General features: G+C 59.7%; 12 protein-coding genes. 2 read left to right on the top strand and 10 right to left on the bottom strand.

Translation table 11 applies throughout. From position 1 onward, the window contains the following. Positions 1 to 36: 36 nt before the first annotated feature. The 3 genes from cysS to VWZ87_RS05535 all read right to left on the bottom strand — a co-directional run bounded on the left by cysS (position 37) and on the right by VWZ87_RS05535 (position 3,309). A complete protein-coding gene (gene cysS / locus VWZ87_RS05545; RefSeq protein ID WP_416534897.1) occupies positions 37 to 1,434 on the bottom strand; it encodes a cysteine--tRNA ligase in 1,398 nt (465 codons plus the stop codon). Positions 1,435 to 1,774: 340 nt separating this feature from the next. Continuing rightward, entirely contained in the window at positions 1,775 to 2,359 is a 585-nt protein-coding gene (locus tag VWZ87_RS05540) for an outer membrane protein (protein WP_340545653.1), read from the bottom strand. A gap of 365 nt (positions 2,360 to 2,724) precedes the next feature. Then, positions 2,725 to 3,309: an outer membrane protein gene (locus VWZ87_RS05535; protein ID WP_416534896.1), complete on the bottom strand. Its 585-nt coding sequence runs from the start codon at positions 3,307 to 3,309 to the stop codon at positions 2,725 to 2,727. Between the two features lie 474 nt (positions 3,310 to 3,783). Here VWZ87_RS05535 and VWZ87_RS05530 point away from each other — a divergent pair, with 474 nt between their 5' ends. Further along, positions 3,784 to 5,334: a trimethylamine methyltransferase family protein gene (locus VWZ87_RS05530; protein ID WP_416534895.1), complete on the top strand. Its 1,551-nt coding sequence runs from the start codon at positions 3,784 to 3,786 to the stop codon at positions 5,332 to 5,334. Positions 5,335 to 5,390: 56 nt separating this feature from the next. On the opposite strand, the gene VWZ87_RS05525 is transcribed toward VWZ87_RS05530, so the two are convergent. From VWZ87_RS05525 to VWZ87_RS05495, 7 genes are all read right to left on the bottom strand, one after another. After that, on the bottom strand, positions 5,391 to 6,134 hold the full coding sequence (locus VWZ87_RS05525) for a glycosyltransferase family 2 protein (RefSeq protein WP_416534894.1): 744 nt from the start codon (positions 6,132 to 6,134) through the stop codon (positions 5,391 to 5,393). Between the two features lie 71 nt (positions 6,135 to 6,205). Beyond that, positions 6,206 to 6,895, bottom strand: a complete 690-nt coding sequence (locus VWZ87_RS05520; RefSeq protein WP_340545657.1) for an ABC transporter ATP-binding protein — start codon at positions 6,893 to 6,895, stop codon at positions 6,206 to 6,208. Continuing rightward, entirely contained in the window at positions 6,892 to 7,662 is a 771-nt protein-coding gene (locus VWZ87_RS05515) for an ABC transporter ATP-binding protein (RefSeq protein ID WP_340545658.1), read from the bottom strand. Before VWZ87_RS05515 ends, VWZ87_RS05520 begins: the two co-directional genes overlap by 4 nt. Further along, complete coding sequence (locus VWZ87_RS05510) at positions 7,655 to 8,638, bottom strand: branched-chain amino acid ABC transporter permease (protein ID WP_416534893.1); 984 nt, start codon at positions 8,636 to 8,638, stop codon at positions 7,655 to 7,657. The genes VWZ87_RS05515 and VWZ87_RS05510 overlap by 8 nt, the downstream gene beginning before the upstream one ends. Continuing rightward, a complete protein-coding gene (locus VWZ87_RS05505; RefSeq protein ID WP_340545660.1) occupies positions 8,638 to 9,558 on the bottom strand; it encodes a branched-chain amino acid ABC transporter permease in 921 nt (306 codons plus the stop codon). The genes VWZ87_RS05510 and VWZ87_RS05505 overlap by 1 nt, the downstream gene beginning before the upstream one ends. Before the next feature lie 100 nt (positions 9,559 to 9,658). Beyond that, the gene (locus VWZ87_RS05500; protein ID WP_416534892.1) at positions 9,659 to 10,795 is read right to left on the bottom strand and encodes an ABC transporter substrate-binding protein; all 1,137 of its coding nucleotides are present in this window, start codon (positions 10,793 to 10,795) and stop codon (positions 9,659 to 9,661) included. A 622-nt stretch (positions 10,796 to 11,417) separates the two neighbouring features. Further along, positions 11,418 to 12,095 (bottom strand): hypothetical protein, encoded by a 678-nt coding sequence (locus tag VWZ87_RS05495; protein ID WP_416534891.1) that lies wholly within the window; start codon positions 12,093 to 12,095, stop codon positions 11,418 to 11,420. Positions 12,096 to 12,357: 262 nt separating this feature from the next. On the opposite strand from VWZ87_RS05495, the gene VWZ87_RS05490 reads away from it, so the two are divergent. Further along, positions 12,358 to 15,609 carry a chemotaxis protein CheB gene (locus VWZ87_RS05490; RefSeq protein ID WP_416534890.1) on the top strand — a complete coding sequence of 1,084 codons (3,252 nt, stop codon included), beginning with the start codon at positions 12,358 to 12,360 and terminating at the stop codon, positions 15,607 to 15,609. Positions 15,610 to 15,704: the final 95 nt, after the last annotated feature.

The raw sequence follows: 15,704 nt of genomic DNA, 5'->3' as shown, positions 1-15,704 counted from the left end.
GCCCGGCGCCCGCCTGCGAGGATCCGTATCGGGGGGCTAGATCGCGCCGAGTTTTTCGGGGTCGAAATCCGGCCCCGGCACCAGCTGGACCCCCTCCTTGGACATCCGCACCTCGACGCCTGCGGTAAGATAGGCGGTCTTCAACCGGTCGACCTCGGCGAAATCCTTGGTTTTCATTGCGATCTCTCGCGCCTCGAAAAGCGCTTTTTCATAGGCGCTTAAATCAATATCTTCACCTGCCGCCCAGACCCCCATCTCATCACTCAGCAAGCCCATCAGTTTGGCCGATGCAAGTAGATCCGCCGCGGCACCAGCCGAGGCCAGCCTGTGCAACTCCGCAAGCGCACCCGCTGTATTCAGATCGTCCGACAGCGCCTCCAGAACCGCGGCAGCAGCGGTGGGTGCGGGCTCGATGCCCGCGGTCAGCGCCCGCCATTTGCGCAGCGTTGCCTCCGCTTCCTTTGCCTTCTTGTCGGTCCAATCCATCGGTTTTCGATAATGGGTTTGCAGGAATACAAGGCGGATCACCTCGCCCGGATAGCCCTGATCCAACAGGTCGCGCACGGTGAAGAAGTTGCCCAGTGATTTGGACATCTTCTTGCCCTCGACCTGCAACATCTCATTGTGCAGCCAGATTTTTGCAAAATCGCCCTCGGGATGGGCGCAGCAGCTTTGCGCAATTTCATTCTCATGATGCGGGAACATCAGATCATTGCCGCCACCGTGAATGTCGAAACTCGCGCCAAACAGCTCGTGGCTCATGGCGGAGCATTCGATATGCCAACCCGGGCGCCCTCGGCCCCAGGGACTGTCCCAGCCCGGCAGCTCATCGGTGGAGGGCTTCCACAATACGAAATCCATCGGATCGCGCTTGTTATCCGCCACTTCAACCCGGGCGCCTGCGATCATGTCATCCACTGAGCGACCGGAGAGCGCGCCGTAGTCCTTGTAGCTCTTGACCGAGAACAACACATGGCCTGCCCCGTCGGCATAGGCATGGCCCTTGGCAATCAGCGCTTCGATCATGTCAATCATCTGCGGGATATAGGCGGTTGCCCGCGGCATGTGATCCGGTTCAAGCGCCCCGAGTTCAGCCATATCGGCCAGATACCAGCTGATGGTTTCCTCGGTCCGCTGCTGCACCAATTCCTCAAGCGTGCCGGGGGCGCCAGCCTCCTTGCGCGCCAGAGCGGTTGCGTTGATCTTGTCGTCCACATCAGTGAAGTTGCGCGCATAGGTGACGTGATCGGTGCCGTAGACATGGCGCAACAGGCGATAGAGCACATCGAACACCACCACCGGGCGCGCATTGCCCAGGTGGGCGCGATCATAGACCGTCGGCCCGCAGAGATAGAGGCGTACATCGTCGGGATTGATCGGGTTCAGCACCTCTTTGCCGCGGGTGCGTGTGTTGTGCAGCTTGATCGTCGTCATCACAAATCCTTCGTCTGACCGGAACGCAAGGGCGCCTCAGGCCAATCTCCCAACGGGTGCCGCAGATCAGCGGCGCGCAGCGCGGGCTTAGCAACTTGTTCAAAAGAAGGGAACGACAGAAACCAGCCCGCTGAGTTTTTCAGCAGGTAATGCAGCAGGTAATAATGTTGCACAGCCGGTTCATGGGATTTGCATAACACAAGGCAATAGCTCCGCCAAGCCTGCAAATCGACCACAGGAGGACACCGCGGGTACGGGGGGATCCGGGCGGGGTATCTGCACATGAAAACGGCGCGCCCACCGAAATGGACGCGCCGCTATCATCCCCGAGGGGATAACATCAGAACTGGTAAGAGGCGCGCAGCGACACGGTGGTCGCATCGGCGCTGATGCCGGTGCTGCCCAGGTTGTCGAAGTCATGCTCCAGAACTTCGCCGCCGACGGTCCATTGGTCGGTGACACGATAGGCCACGCCAATGCCGTAGAATTCACCGGTTTCATCACCGACGGAGGTATCAACCTGCGCCACACCGCCGGTCACATAGGCCAGCACCGGGCCGAAATCATAGCCGGCCTTGACCTTGCCGCGCATCACCGAGTCCACAGTGGCAGCGCCGCCGCCCAGATCCACATCGGTGGCGTCATAGTCGATTTCCCCACCCAGCACGAAGCGGCCGAAGTCATAGTTGTAACCGGCGTGAACACCGTAAGAGACGTCATCTCCCGACAGGCCATTGCTGGTGTCTGCGTCCAGCTGCCCAATTTGGCCACCGATATAGGCACCGGTCCAGTCACCACCGTCATTGGCAACCACAACGGGCGGTGCGGCAGGTGCTGGTGCCACGACGGGCTCTTCCAGATTGCCGGCAAAGGCCGGAGTGCTCAGTGCGGCGGCGATAGCGGCCATGGATACGATACGAGTCATCTCGACTTCTCCTTGTCTGTCTTTCGACATCTGTCTTTGCTTGGACGCGCTACTCTCGCGTCTGCCTCACCTAAAGAAGATTGCCGGCCGCTTTGTTCCAGCCCCCTGCGGATTTTTTGGAGATCTTGCGCGCCTATTGGCCCAAAATCAGGGCTCAGGGCAGGTTCCTGCCGATAGGATTGAGGCGCGGATCTGCCGACTGGCAAGACTGCGCCCGCCCAACCGCCAACGGGCCAATTGCCGCTCATGCCCGAAAAGGCGCTATGCTGATCGGCAAGGGTGGATTTTGCCGCGCCGAACCTGACGAGATCAGGAACCGCCGCGGCGCGGAAACACGTTGGGCGTGGTGCGGCGGGTGTCAGCCGCTAGAATTGAAATGACGCGCGGATCGACAGGATATCACGCGCTGGTGCCTGAAGCGCCGCGCCGTCATTGGCGTCCTGATGCAGGTATTCGCCGCTCAACCGCAGCGCCCGGTTGAGAGAATAGCTGACGCCGAGCCCGTAGACCGCGCCATTGTCGCTGTCTGTCGCTGTTTCGCGACGTGCCGATCCGATGGTGACATAGCCCAGTGTTTCGCCCATGTCATATCCGGCCCGCAGCTTGATCCGGTGTGTCTGATCCTCTGCCTGGCTGTCGCCTGCCCCGCCGCTGCGATCAACCTCGACCTCTCCCCCCAGGATGACGCGGCCGAAATCGTGATCATACCCCAGATGCAGACCGGGCGCGCTGGTGGTGCCGCCGTCAGACGCGGCACCGGTCACCCGAGCCATGGAGGCACCCAGAAAGAACCCGCTCCAATCGCCAGCGCCAACCGGCCCCGCCATGCCGATGCTCAGCACCAGACCAGCGGCTGCCCCTCGCCACAGATGGCCAGAACCATCCGACCGGCGTGCCGGCCCCGCTGACAGGCAGTTCTTCAACGTGGTGCGTAATTTGGCCGGTATCATCGGCTCTGCCCTTTTCTGGCTGCGCGCTGCTTCAGCGCGCGTGACGACCCATCTGCGACCAGTATCCTCCAGAATGTTTAACACTCGGTTCAGTATGATCCTGTCCTGAGATTGCCCGAAATCGCGCCTTTGGTGCAGATGAAAACCGCATCGCAATCTCATTGATTAATTAGATTTTTTCCAAACCCGCCCGCAGCTGCCAGCGGTCGGGAATTCCAGACCTGCGTGAAATTTCTGTCGCAAATTTCACATTGGTCGCAAATGGAACAGAATCGCCCCCCTTCTGTGCAACGATGTCCAGAGTGAAGCGGAGTGTCGACATGACAGGCATCCAGATGGAACCACAGTCAGGCGAGCGATGGATCATCAGCCTGATCGGCCGCACGATCGGGGCGGCTCGCGGACGTGCGGCACGGGGGCGGCCACAGCGGATCTGAACCCATCAGATCCGACCCCAAAACCTGAGAGACCCCAATGACAGATCAATCGAACTCCCCTCGTGCGGCCCGTAGCGGCGGACGCGCTGCCCGTCGTGCCGCCCGTGCCGCGCCGCTTGCCGATCACCTGCGCCCGGTCCGCCCCGGACTGGAAGGCGGGCAGTACCGCCCCCTCAGCGATGTCGGCGTCGAACGCATTCATCAGGCGGCCCTGGACGCGCTGGAACAGATCGGGCTGGCAGATGCACCACCAACCGGTGTGGCCTATCTGACTGCCGCAGGATGTATCCAGGGCGAGGACGGCCGCATCCGGTTTCCGCGCGCTCTGGTGGAAGATACAATTCGCAACGCCAATCGCAGCGTGACCCTCTATGGTCGCGACCCGAAGAACGACCTGCATCTCTCTGGCAACAAAGTACATTATGGCACTGCGGGTGCGGCGGTCCATCTGGTCGAGATCGACGGGCGAAACTACCGCGAATGCACCGTTCAGGATCTGCACGATGCCGCCCGTATCTGCGACAGGATGGACAATATCCACTTCCTGCAACGGCCCATGGTGGCGCGCGATATCACCGATAACCTCGAGATGGATCTGAACACCATCTACGCCTGCTGCTCCGGCACGACCAAACATGTGGGGACGTCGTTCTCGGATCCCGCCTTTGTTGCGCCGGCGATGGAGATGCTGCACATGATCGCGGGCGGAGAGGCGGCCTGGCGCGAACGGCCTTTTGTCTCCAATTCCAACTGCTTTGTTGTGCCGCCAATGAAATTCGCCACCGAAAGCTGTCAGGCGATGGAGGCAGTGATCCTTGCAGGTATGCCGGTTCTGCTGCTGTCTGCCGGACAGGCCGGCGCCACCGCGCCTGCGCCGATTGCCGGCGCCATTGTTCAGGCGGTTGCCGAATGCCTCGCCGGGCTGGTTTACGTCAACGCGGTAAAGCCCGGCGCGCCCGCGATTTTTGGAACCTGGCCCTTTGTCTCCGACCTGCGCACCGGCGCGATGTCCGGCGGCTCCGGCGAACAGGCACTGCTATCGGCGGGCTGTGCACAGATGCACGCCTTCTACGGGCTGCCCGGTGGCGCAGCAGCGGGTATTGCCGATGCCAAGATGCCGGACATGCAGGCCGGCTGGGAGCAGATGTGCTCCAACGTTCTGGCCGGATTGTCAGGACTGAACATGGTTTACGAGGCCGCCGGAATGCACGCCTCTCTGCTCGGCTTCTGTCTGGAGTCGCTGATCCTCGGGGATGATCTGATCGGGCAGGCCCTGCGCTGCGTCCGCGGCATCGAGGTTGACGAAGATTCGGTCAGCCTGGAGACAATCCGCGCCACCTGTATCGGCGGGCCGGGGCATTATCTGGGGTCGGACCAGACATTGGGACGTATGCAGACCGACTATATCTACCCGGCTCTGGCTGATCGCACATCGCCAAAGGAATGGGTGGAGATCGACAAACCTGATCTCGTGGCCAAGGCCATTGCGCGCAAGCTTCAGATCCTCGCGGAGCCATCGCAGGCACAGTTCGATCCGGTTCTGGACAAGGCGATACGTGAGCAGTTCAACATTCACCTGCCCCGCTAAGCCATTGAGATAGTTGACGGGCAAAGGCCGATTTGCCCGTCACCCCATGCCTTGGATTACAGCGCCTTCAGACGCTGCCGCAGATACTCTAGCCAGCCGCGCAGCGTGGTGCTGCGGGCAAATTTCCGGGCGACGTAGCGCAGTTCCTTCTGTCGCAGCGCCTTGCTGACAGAGGCGCTGACCTGCCCGTCGTGCATGCGATTGGCAATGATGGTCCCCTGCACAATGACCGGGTCGCCGTAGGTGTCCCACAACCGTTTATACAGGTCGACATCCATCAGCCAGATCAGCTGTTCGTCAAACTCCAGCGCCGAAGCGCGGCGCATTGCGAGCACCGAGGGGCTTGAGACGGTATTCTTGCCAAAATGCAAACGCGCGCTCAGACGGGGCACCATCGGGCGCAGGATGCTGCTGCCGTCCCGCGTCACACCAGAGCCGCAAAGACACCAGTCAGCGCCCTGCCCCATTGCATCATGAATATGAGACAATCCATTGGGATCTATAATCAAATCATCCTGAAACAACACTTTGATCACCTCACCCGTGGCATGGGCCATAGCGTTGTTCACATTGGCGGAGGCCTGCCGCAGCCCCTCGCGGTTCCACAGATGCGTGATCGACAGACGATCCTCGTAGGATCGACAAACATCCTCTACCGCGGTGTCATCGGATTGATCGGAGACGACGATATCAAAGTCGGTAAAACTCTGATTGCAAAGGTGCTCAAAGGAGTCCTGAAGGTAGCGCGCACCGTCGCCGCCCATTGCGTAGGCCGGAATGCAGAGGGTGATGGCGGGCATGTCAGGCTCCTTGGCCGGGGATTTTGCCCTGCCTAGCAAAGCCAGATCACAAGTCCAAGCCGCGGCAGCGCCTAGACGCCCAGATAGCGGTCTTTCAAGTCGGGCGTCAGCGCGGCCATGCCGCCGGTCCAGACCGTCACCCCCTTGTTCAGGATCACCGCGCGATCCGCCACAGCCGCCAGTTCGCGCAGGGTCTTGTCCACCACCAGGATTGCAAGGCCGCTATCGCGTTTCAGTCGGGCAATGGCGGCCCAGATCTCCTGACGGACCACCGGGGCCAGACCTTCGGTTGCCTCATCCAGTATCAATAATCTTGGGTTGATCATCAGCGCGCGTCCGATGGCCAGCATCTGCTGCTCTCCGCCCGACAGGGAGGAAGCCGTCTGATCGCGACGCTCCGCCAAACGGGGGAAAAGATCCGCAACCATGGAAAAATCCCATGGGCCCGGACGCGCCGCGGCGGTCAGGTTCTCCTCCACTGTCAGCGGTGCAAAGCATCGCCGCCCCTCCGGCACCAGACCAACGCCGAGCCTTGCAATTTTGTGCGACGGCAGTTTGCGCAGGTTCTGTCCGGCGAAGGACAGCGTCCCGTCGCTTGCGGGCAACATTCCACAGATGGTCTTGATCGTGGTTGATTTGCCCATCCCATTGCGCCCCATCAGCGCGACAACCTCACCTTCGCCGATCTCCAGATCGACCCCAAACAAGGCCTGAGACGGACCATAAGAGGCCGTGACGTTCTTAAGCGATAACAGCGTCATACCGCCTCCTCCTCACCCAGATATGCGCGGCGGACTTCGGGGTGGTTGCGGATCTCATCGGTGGTGCCGGTTGCGATCACCTCGCCGTAGACCAGGACGCTGATCCGATCAGCAAGCGCAAAAACCGCATCCATATCGTGTTCCACCAACAGGATTGGCGCCTCCTGTCGCAGCTGGTCGAGAAACCCGGTAAGCGCCTGTGATCCGCCAGCCCCAAGCCCGGCCATGGGTTCATCCATCAAAAACAGCTTAGGCGCCATGGTGAGCGCAACGGCCACCTCCAGCTGGCGGCGCTGCCCATGAGAGAGATCTGCCGTGCGCCGCGCCGCCTCATTGCTCAGTCCGACACGATCCAATGCGTGCTCTGCCTGTGCCACCAGCGCCTTGTCCTTCATGACATTGCCCAAGAACCGAAACACGCCGCCCCGCGCGCCCAATGCGCCAAGCACTGCGTTTTGCAGCACCGTGAACTCCATCGCGAGGGCCGAAATCTGAAAGGTCCGGCCCAGTCCCATCCGCGCCCGCGCCACGCGATCCAGTTCGTCAACCGGCTGGCCTAGCAGGGAGATTGATCCGCTATCCGGTCGAAGTTCACCGGATATCTGTTTGATAAGTGTGGATTTCCCTGCTCCATTTGGGCCGATCAGCGCATGAATTTCCCCCGCCCGAAGATCAAGCGAGATGTTCTTGCTCGCCTGCAATGCGCCGAAGGATTTGCTGAGATTGCTGACCTTCAGAACCTGCTCTGACCTCTGCACCTCAGTCATGGGCGACCTCCCGTCCGCTGATTGCGCCGATCACGCCGCCGCGGGCATATAGCACGATGATGAGCAACAGACCGCCAAGGTAGATCTGCCAATAATCGCTGATCCCGCCGAGGAAGTGTTCAAGCAGGATGAACAGCGCCGCGCCGATGACCGGACCAAACAGGCGGCCAACCCCGCCGATGATGACAAAGATCATGATCTCGCCGCTGGTGTGCCAGCTGAGCATGGTCGGGCTGACAAAGCGGTTCAGATCCGCAAATAGCGCCCCCGCCAGACCGGTGATCGCGCCAGAGATGACAAAAGCCGTCAGCCGCAGTTTGTAGGGCGTAATCCCGACCGTCTCCACCCGCGCCTCGCATTGCCGCGCAGCTGCCAGCGCCAGACCAAAAGGCGCCCGCGCCAGACGCGACGCAAACCACAGCGCAGCACATAAGATCACATAGCAGACCAGAAAGAACTGCAATGGAACCAATGTGTTGAGGCCGGGGAATTCATTGCGCACCCAGATCGACAGACCATCCTCGCCACCATAGGCGGTCCAGCTGATGGCGAAGTAATACAGCATCTGACCAAAGGCCAAGGTGATCATGATGAAATAGACACCCGATGTGCGCAGGCTAAGCGCACCAATGACCAATGCAGCAAAGGCACTGACAAGAACCGCGACCAGCCAAATGACCGGCATCTGGTTGGTGCCTTCTATCAGCATCGGCCACTGTGCCAGCGGCTCGTAGTTCTGCGCATGGGCGGCAAGGATCCCCATCGCATAGCCGCCAATTCCAAAGAACGCCGCGTGGCCCAGGCTGACCAGCCCGCCGATGCCAAGTGCGATGTTCAACCCGACGCCTGCCAGCGCCAGGATTGCCACCTTGGTGGCGAGCGTGATCACAAAGGGGTCGCCGACGAAATGCGCCCAGAGCGGAATTCCCAACAGCAGCAGGATCACCGCCGCGTTCAACAGTTTTTCGTGCGCCATCAATGCTGTCCCCCATATAGACCGGATGGGCGCACCAACAGGATTGCAGCCATCAGGATGTAGATCAGCATCGACGCAAGCGATGCTCCGATGGATGTCGCGCTTGCAGGTTCCATGAACAGGCCAAAGAACTGCGGCAGGAAAACCCCGCCAAGTGTATCCGTCAGCCCGACGAGAAGCGCGCCGACCAGCGCCCCCTTGATCGAGCCGATGCCGCCAATGACAATCACCACAAAGGCCAGGATCAGCACGGGCTCTCCCATGCCGACCTGAACCGACTGGATGGCCCCGACCAATGCGCCGGCGAGGCCCGCAAGCGCTGCCCCAAGCGCGAAGACCAGCGTGTAGAGCTTTGAAATATCTACACCAAGTGCGGCGATCATCTCGCGATCATTCTCACCTGCACGGATCTGAATGCCGATGCGCGTGCGCGCGATCAGCCAGAACAGACCAGCCGCCACCACCAGCCCGATCAGGATGATCGTCAGCCGGTAGAGTGGATATTGAATACCGCCCGGCAGGGTGACGGGCCCCGACAGGTAGCTTGGCACATCGAGGAACAGTGGAAAGGAGCCAAAGACCCAGCGTGTGCCTTCGGAAAATATGAGGATCAGCGCAAAGGTCGCCAGCACCTGATCCAGATGATCCCGATCATAAAGCTTGCGGATCACCAGAAGTTCGACCAGCGCGCCGGCGGCTGCGGCGGCAGCGAGACTGGCCACCAGCGCAAGCACAAAGGAACCGGTCCAGCCCGCGACAATGGCAGCGGCAAAGGCGCCAACCATATAAAGCGCACCATGCGCCAGATTGATCAGCCCCATGACGCCGAAGACCAGCGTCAGGCCAGCCGCCATGAGGAAGAGCATCACCCCGAACTGCAATCCGTTCAGGATCTGCTCCAATATTAGAATGAGGGACATGTGACAGTTCCACCAAGGCAGAGGCAGCGTGCCTCCGCAACAACTGGGTTTGTGATATGCGGGCCGGTGTCCTCCACTGGCCCGCATCACTCAGATGGTTTTACATCTTGCAGTCTGCCGCATAGGCGTCGGCGTGATTTTCCAGACCTGTTGCGATGATCTTGTTGGTGTAGACATCGCCTTCCTGAATGACTTCACGAACATAAATGTTCTGGATCGGGTGATGGTTGTCGCCGAATTTGAAATCTCCCCGGACGGAGTCGAACTCTGCCGCCTTCAGCGCGGCGCGGAAGGCGTCTTTGTCATCGACACTTGCCTTGTCCAGCGCGCTCAGGATGAGGTTGGCAGTGTCATAGCCCTGGCTTGCATAGAGCGACGGCAGACGCTCATATTTCTGCTGAAAGGCCGCAACAAAGGCCGTGTTGGCTGGGTTGTCGAGATCCTTGTTCCACTGCGAGGTGTTCTTGATCCCAAGCGCGGCGCCGCCGACTGCTTGCAGGATCCCCTGATCAAAGCTGAAGGCCGGACCTACAACGGGCAGATCGACACCGCTGTCGGCGTATTGCTTGAGGAATGAAATCCCCATGCCACCGGGCAGGAAGAAATAGACGCTGTCGGCACCGGATGCGCGGATCTGGGCGATCTCTGCGGCATAGTCGGTCTGGCCAAGCTTGGTGTAGGTCTCGCCCGCCAATTCGCCTTTATACATGCGCTTGTAGCCGGTCAGCGCGTCCTGACCTGCGGGGTAATTCGGGGCGAGGATGTAGCTGTTTTTCAGGCCCGCGTCATTTGCATAGGCACCTGCTGCCTCGTGCAGGTTGTCATTCTGCCAGGCGACGTTGAAATAATTCTCATGGCAGCGCTTGCCCGCCAACGCGGAGGGGCCTGCATTGGGCGACAGGTAGAACACGCCCTGAGCCGTCGCCGCGGGCACCACTGCCATTGCGAGGTTGGACCAGATGATCCCGGTCATGATGTCAACCTTTTCGGACTGGATCATGCGGTCGGCGATCTGTACGGCGCTTTCTGGTTTGCGCTGATCATCCTCGATGACCACCTCGATGTCGTCGCGGCCGGCCTGTTCCATTGCCAGCATGAAGCCGTCGCGCACGTCGACACCCAGTCCTGCACCACCGCCGGATAGCGTTGTGATCATGCCAATCTTTGTCTCGGCGCCGGCGGCCAAGGCCAGCGTCGAAACCGCTGCGGCAAGCGCCATGGTCTTAAGTGTCGTCATTGGTCCATCTCCCTGATCTATCTGAGCAATGAAGGTCACTTCTGTGGTGACTCCTCGCTGCTTACTCTTTCCGATTGGACCGCGCGGCGCCAGCATTTTGCGGGGATGTATGGAATTGTCACGATGACAGCGGTCAGCATATGGCTGCCGTCCAGATCCCCGCACACCCATCGGGCTGCGCTCCGTCCATCGGCCGTTGCACCGGCCGCTTTGGCAAGCCTAGGCCGAAGTGGATATTTATTTCAAGATTAAAATATCTAACCTTAAAACTTACCGGAGCTGACGCGCCTCCTGACGTGACACGTCCATGCAAGCGAGGTATTCGTTCCGCCCTTGGGGAGAAGGCTTGTGGTCAACGCAGGCGCCCCGCCCCCGCATTGCCATGAAAACAGGCTGTTGAACCGCCCGATAAGAACGGCTGAATACAACCCAGTCAGGCAATTCACTCAACCGGCCTTGCGTCTCCGCCCGTTTGGTAAGGCATTATATTCAGCGGTGGAATCCATTGCACCTAGATCCGCAAGCAGAGCAGCCACCATGACGATTGACGCCAGGTATCAGAAGATGTGGAGCCATCATTTGCAGCGACATTGCGGGATTAACGCCCCTTGCGGTGCAAGTGTCAGCCGGAGCTGAGCTGACGCAGTTGCTTTGGCGCGGGTTCTGGGGCGGTGCAGCTGTTGCGCTGCCGTTCCAACCCGTCTGTATAGCGCTTCACCAGTTCGATCTGGAAGCGAATCTCATGGACACGATCCGCAAGCTGCCGGCTGAGCGAGCCGATTGCCGTTTCGGCATCGACCAGACCCGCATCGGTCGCCGAAAGCACATTCAGCAATGGCAGCGCAAGATCGGTGAGCACCTGTGCGCTCACCTCACGCGTCAGATCTTCAAGCCCGGCACCAAAGCCCACGTCGGGGCGGAACGCATAGCCAATACCGCCAAGGCTGATCCGGAACCTGATAATAATGGACTGGCTGCCGTCATCGTTGACCGTTGTCAGGATATGCGCCCCGGCAAGGACGAGCCCCGGAACTTCAAGTATCAGCGAGGGCAGCGATATCACCTGTGTGTCGCCCGACAGCATCTTAACGCAGTCGTTCAACCCCTCGGCGATCGAGTCGCAAAACACGTCCTCCAGCGCCAGTGATTTGACGAAGGATGTGCGATTGCGGAATGTCGGGCTGACCACTTCGCAAGAGCGGACAAAGGGCAGCTGCCCCTTCTGAGCCATAAGGTTCACGATGAACCTGCGCTGATCCTCTCCAGCATCCATATTGTCAGTCATGGCAACAACGTTCATTACACCCAACCTGTATAACTGGAGATGTCTTTAATATGTAGTTAGGAGTAGTTTACAAACCGTTTAAGCAGCGTAGTTTGGAGTAACATTCCACGTCAAGCTCTATACAACCATTAATTGCATTATGTTGCCTCCTCGATTGCTCAACCGTGACGGTAGACACATCGTCCGGTCAAAACCTCAGTCCGATCGGGATTTGCCATGGACCTGACATCGATCTAGAGGATAAGAGGTTTACATATGGTAGACGATAGGCACGCATATGACAACGCAAACGAAGAATGACCTGACAATCATCGGAATCGGGTCGTCCGCTGGTGGACTGGAAGCCATCCGAGAGCTCGTCGCGACTCTCCCTGTGGATGCGCCTGCCGCCTATGTTGTTGTGCAACACATGTCACCACACCACAAAAGCCTGATGACCGAGCTGGTGGCGCGGCAGACCCAGCTGAAAGTTGGCACCATCGAAAACGGCACCGTGCCGGAAGCGAATGTCGTGTATATCACGCCGCCCAAAAGCGATGTCATCTTCTCGAAAGGCCGTCTGCATCTCTTGCAGGATCCGAATGCCGAACCCGGCACCCCGCGCCCGTCGGTCGACCGCTTTCTGGTCAGCCTGGCGGAGCAGAACGGCGACAACTCTATGGCGATCATCCTGTCCGGCACCGGCAGCGATGGGGCCTATGGTGTGCAGGCCATCCGCGAGGCTGGCGGCATCACCATTGCACAGGACGCCGAAAGCGCGAAATACGACGGCATGCCGGTAGCAGCGGTGCAGACCGGCTGCGTTGATCTGGTGCTGCGGCCGCAGGATATTGGCACCAATCTACAGAAAATCCTCTCCTCACCGCGTGACTTTTCCTCGTTTCGCCACGAAAACAGTCTGAGGGATTCACCGGTTTCGGATCTGTTGCAGATCCTTCTTGCGCGCACCCGCGTCGATTTCCGCGACTACAAGCAGACAACAATCAGCCGTCGTATCGAGCGGCGGATGATCGCCCTGGGGATCGAAACCCAGGAGGAATACACGCAGTTCTGCCGCAACAACCCCCATGCGGTGGATGCGCTGTTCCAGGATCTCCTGATCTCCGTCACCCGGTTCTTTCGTGATCGCGAGGAATTCGAGCTTCTGAAGACTCTGCTGCCGCAGTTGATCAAGGATCGCGGCCCCGGCCCCCTGCGGATCTGGGTTGCGGGTTGCGCCACCGGCGAGGAAGCCTATTCCATCGCCATGGTCGTGTCAGAGGCGCTCGGCAATCCGACCAACCAGCTGAAGTCACGGGTCCAGATCTTTGCCACGGATATCGACAAGGACGCGCTGAAGACGGCCCGTAAGGGAGTCTATAGCCTCGCCGCACTCAACGATATCCCCTCGGAGCTGGCTGACAAATACCTTATCCGGCAGACCGATGGTGTCCGGGTGGTCGATAATCTGCGCAATGCGGTTCTGTTTTCGGACCACAACGTCTGCCAGGACCCGCCATTTCAGAAGGTGGACCTGATCTGCTGTCGGAACCTACTGATCTATTTTGGTAATCCGCTTCAGCAAAAGGTCATGTCGCGCTTCCACTACGCTATGTCACCGCATGGTCTGCTGTTCCTCGGCACCGCAGAAAGCGTCGCCGGATCGGATGAGCTGTTTGTGCAGGACCGCTCAGCCAGTCATGTCTATCGCAAACGCTCCCTGCGTGCCCATCAGTCGCAGCAGCCCTATAACATGCCGTCGATCCCGATGATGGTGCAGCGTCCAACCATCAAGCCGCCATCGCAGCAGGCGCCATCAACCGATCGCCAGCTGTTCGAGGCGCTGGCGCAGTCGCTGGGCAAGAATTCCCTGCTGGTGACCGAAGATTTCTCCATCGCGCGTGTCTATGGCTCGGTCAGCCAGTTCATTGAGGTGAACGAGACCAGTTCGCTGCGGATGCACCTTGATCTGTTGCGCAGCCCGCTGCGCGAAGAAGCCCGCAGCCTGATCACCATCGCGTTGAAGAACGGCACCCATAAGGGCGGTGCCCGCCACCTTCTTGCCGAGACTGACGATGAGGAAATCCGGCTCGACGTCTACCCGATCGTGGCCAAGGAGATCAGCGAACGTGCAGCGCTGGTGGTGTTCACCCCGGTGACCGTAGACCGGTCCAAGATCGATCAGGCTCCGTTCGTCGGCGAGGAAGGTGACGCGACATTTGAGCGGATCCGCAATCTGGAGAATGAGGTTGCAGCCACCCGCGAAGCACTGCAGCAGACCATCGAGGAGCTTGAAACCTCGAATGAGGAGCTGCAATCGCTGAACGAAGAACTGCAATCCACCAATGAAGAGTTGCAGGCCACCAACGAAGAGTTGGAAACCTCCAACGAGGAGCTCCAGTCCACCAACGAGGAGCTGATCACCGTCAACGAGGAATTGCAGGTGACGGCGTCCGAGCTGAGCGGACGCACCGGCGAGCTGATTTCTGTGCTCGAAAGCACGCCCTTGGCGATTGTTGTGGCCGACAGTGCGCTTCAGATCACTCAGGCGACTTTGGCGGCGACCCGGATGTTCAACATCCGGCGGCCCATCTCCAGCCCGCACATCAGCCAATGCGCCCTGCCGGAAGGATTCCCGATCCTGGCGCCGATCTGTAGCGAGGCGCTGCGCCTTGGCCAGACCGTCACCGAGGAATTCACTTCGCGCGGCACCCGTATCCGGCTGACCTGCTCGCCCTACTTCGATGTCAACGGGCAGATCCTTGGCGTCACCATGGTGGTGTCGGAATTCCCCGGCATGGCGCATGAGATGGAGATGATCCTCGACAATTCGAAACTGCTGCTGCTGAACCGGACCCGCAGCGGTGAAATCCTGCGCATCAGTGAGGCCTATGCTGAGCTGCTGGGCCTCAGCCGTGACAAGGCATTGTCGAAAAATGTGTTTTCACTCATCAAAGACAATGAAGCGGGCAAGGAGATGTTCGAGCAGGACGACGCGGTCCTGGACAAGGCCGAAGGCTTTGACAGTGAATTGCGTCAGGTGACACTGGCCGATGGCGGCGAAGAGCGCTGGATCAACATGGACCGGCATCGCTTCCCGCACCATATCACCGGAGAGCCGACGGTTTTCACCATCGGCACCGATGTCACCGAAACCGTCGAGGCCCGCCAGCGCGCCGAGGCGCTGCTGACACAGGCCGAACTGGTACAGGAGATGGTCGGGATCGGTTTCTGGTCCATCGAGGCTGATGAACAGACCCCTTACTGGTCGCCGAAGGTCTATGAGATCCACGGTGTGACGCCAGAGAACTATGTGCCGGATATCGACAGCGCGATTGCCTTCTTCCATCCCGATGATCGCGAGGACGTCAAACGCAATGTCGCCGAAGCCATCGAAAGCGGTGAAGGCTTCCGCTTTGTCAAACGCCTGATCCGCAAGGACGGCGTCGAGATCCGCGTCGAAAGCAAAGGCATGGCGATCCGCGACGACAACGGAGACGTCACCAAACTGGTCGGCATCTTTCGCGAGGTCGATGCCGACGCCAGCTGACGGCAGTTCATGACACGCCCGCAGAGCCAATCACCGGCTCTTGGCGTCGTGGTCACACCATCTGCGACGAAAAGATTAAAAGCCCGGAGCGCATC

The organism is Phaeobacter sp. JH20_37, from assembly GCF_048056015.1.
Lineage (GTDB): Bacteria > Pseudomonadota > Alphaproteobacteria > Rhodobacterales > Rhodobacteraceae > Phaeobacter > Phaeobacter bryozoorum.
Note: the sequence above shows the minus strand (reverse complement) of the source record. Positions and strands in the feature narration are given on the sequence as shown.

Bases quoted from the DNA above. Each gene is read 5' to 3' on its own strand.
- cysS (WP_416534897.1), bottom strand. From the start codon at position 1,434: ATGACGACGATCAAGCTGCACAACACACGCACCCGCGGCAAAGAGGTG.
- VWZ87_RS05540 (WP_340545653.1), bottom strand. From the start codon at position 2,359: ATGACTCGTATCGTATCCATGGCCGCTATCGCCGCCGCACTGAGCACT.
- VWZ87_RS05535 (WP_416534896.1), bottom strand. From the start codon at position 3,309: ATGATACCGGCCAAATTACGCACCACGTTGAAGAACTGCCTGTCAGCG.
- VWZ87_RS05530 (WP_416534895.1), top strand. From the start codon at position 3,784: ATGACAGATCAATCGAACTCCCCTCGTGCGGCCCGTAGCGGCGGACGC.
- VWZ87_RS05525 (WP_416534894.1), bottom strand. From the start codon at position 6,134: ATGCCCGCCATCACCCTCTGCATTCCGGCCTACGCAATGGGCGGCGAC.
- VWZ87_RS05520 (WP_340545657.1), bottom strand. From the start codon at position 6,895: ATGACGCTGTTATCGCTTAAGAACGTCACGGCCTCTTATGGTCCGTCT.
- VWZ87_RS05515 (WP_340545658.1), bottom strand. From the start codon at position 7,662: ATGACTGAGGTGCAGAGGTCAGAGCAGGTTCTGAAGGTCAGCAATCTC.
- VWZ87_RS05510 (WP_416534893.1), bottom strand. From the start codon at position 8,638: ATGGCGCACGAAAAACTGTTGAACGCGGCGGTGATCCTGCTGCTGTTG.
- VWZ87_RS05505 (WP_340545660.1), bottom strand. From the start codon at position 9,558: ATGTCCCTCATTCTAATATTGGAGCAGATCCTGAACGGATTGCAGTTC.
- VWZ87_RS05500 (WP_416534892.1), bottom strand. From the start codon at position 10,795: ATGACGACACTTAAGACCATGGCGCTTGCCGCAGCGGTTTCGACGCTG.
- VWZ87_RS05495 (WP_416534891.1), bottom strand. From the start codon at position 12,095: ATGAACGTTGTTGCCATGACTGACAATATGGATGCTGGAGAGGATCAG.
- VWZ87_RS05490 (WP_416534890.1), top strand. From the start codon at position 12,358: ATGACAACGCAAACGAAGAATGACCTGACAATCATCGGAATCGGGTCG.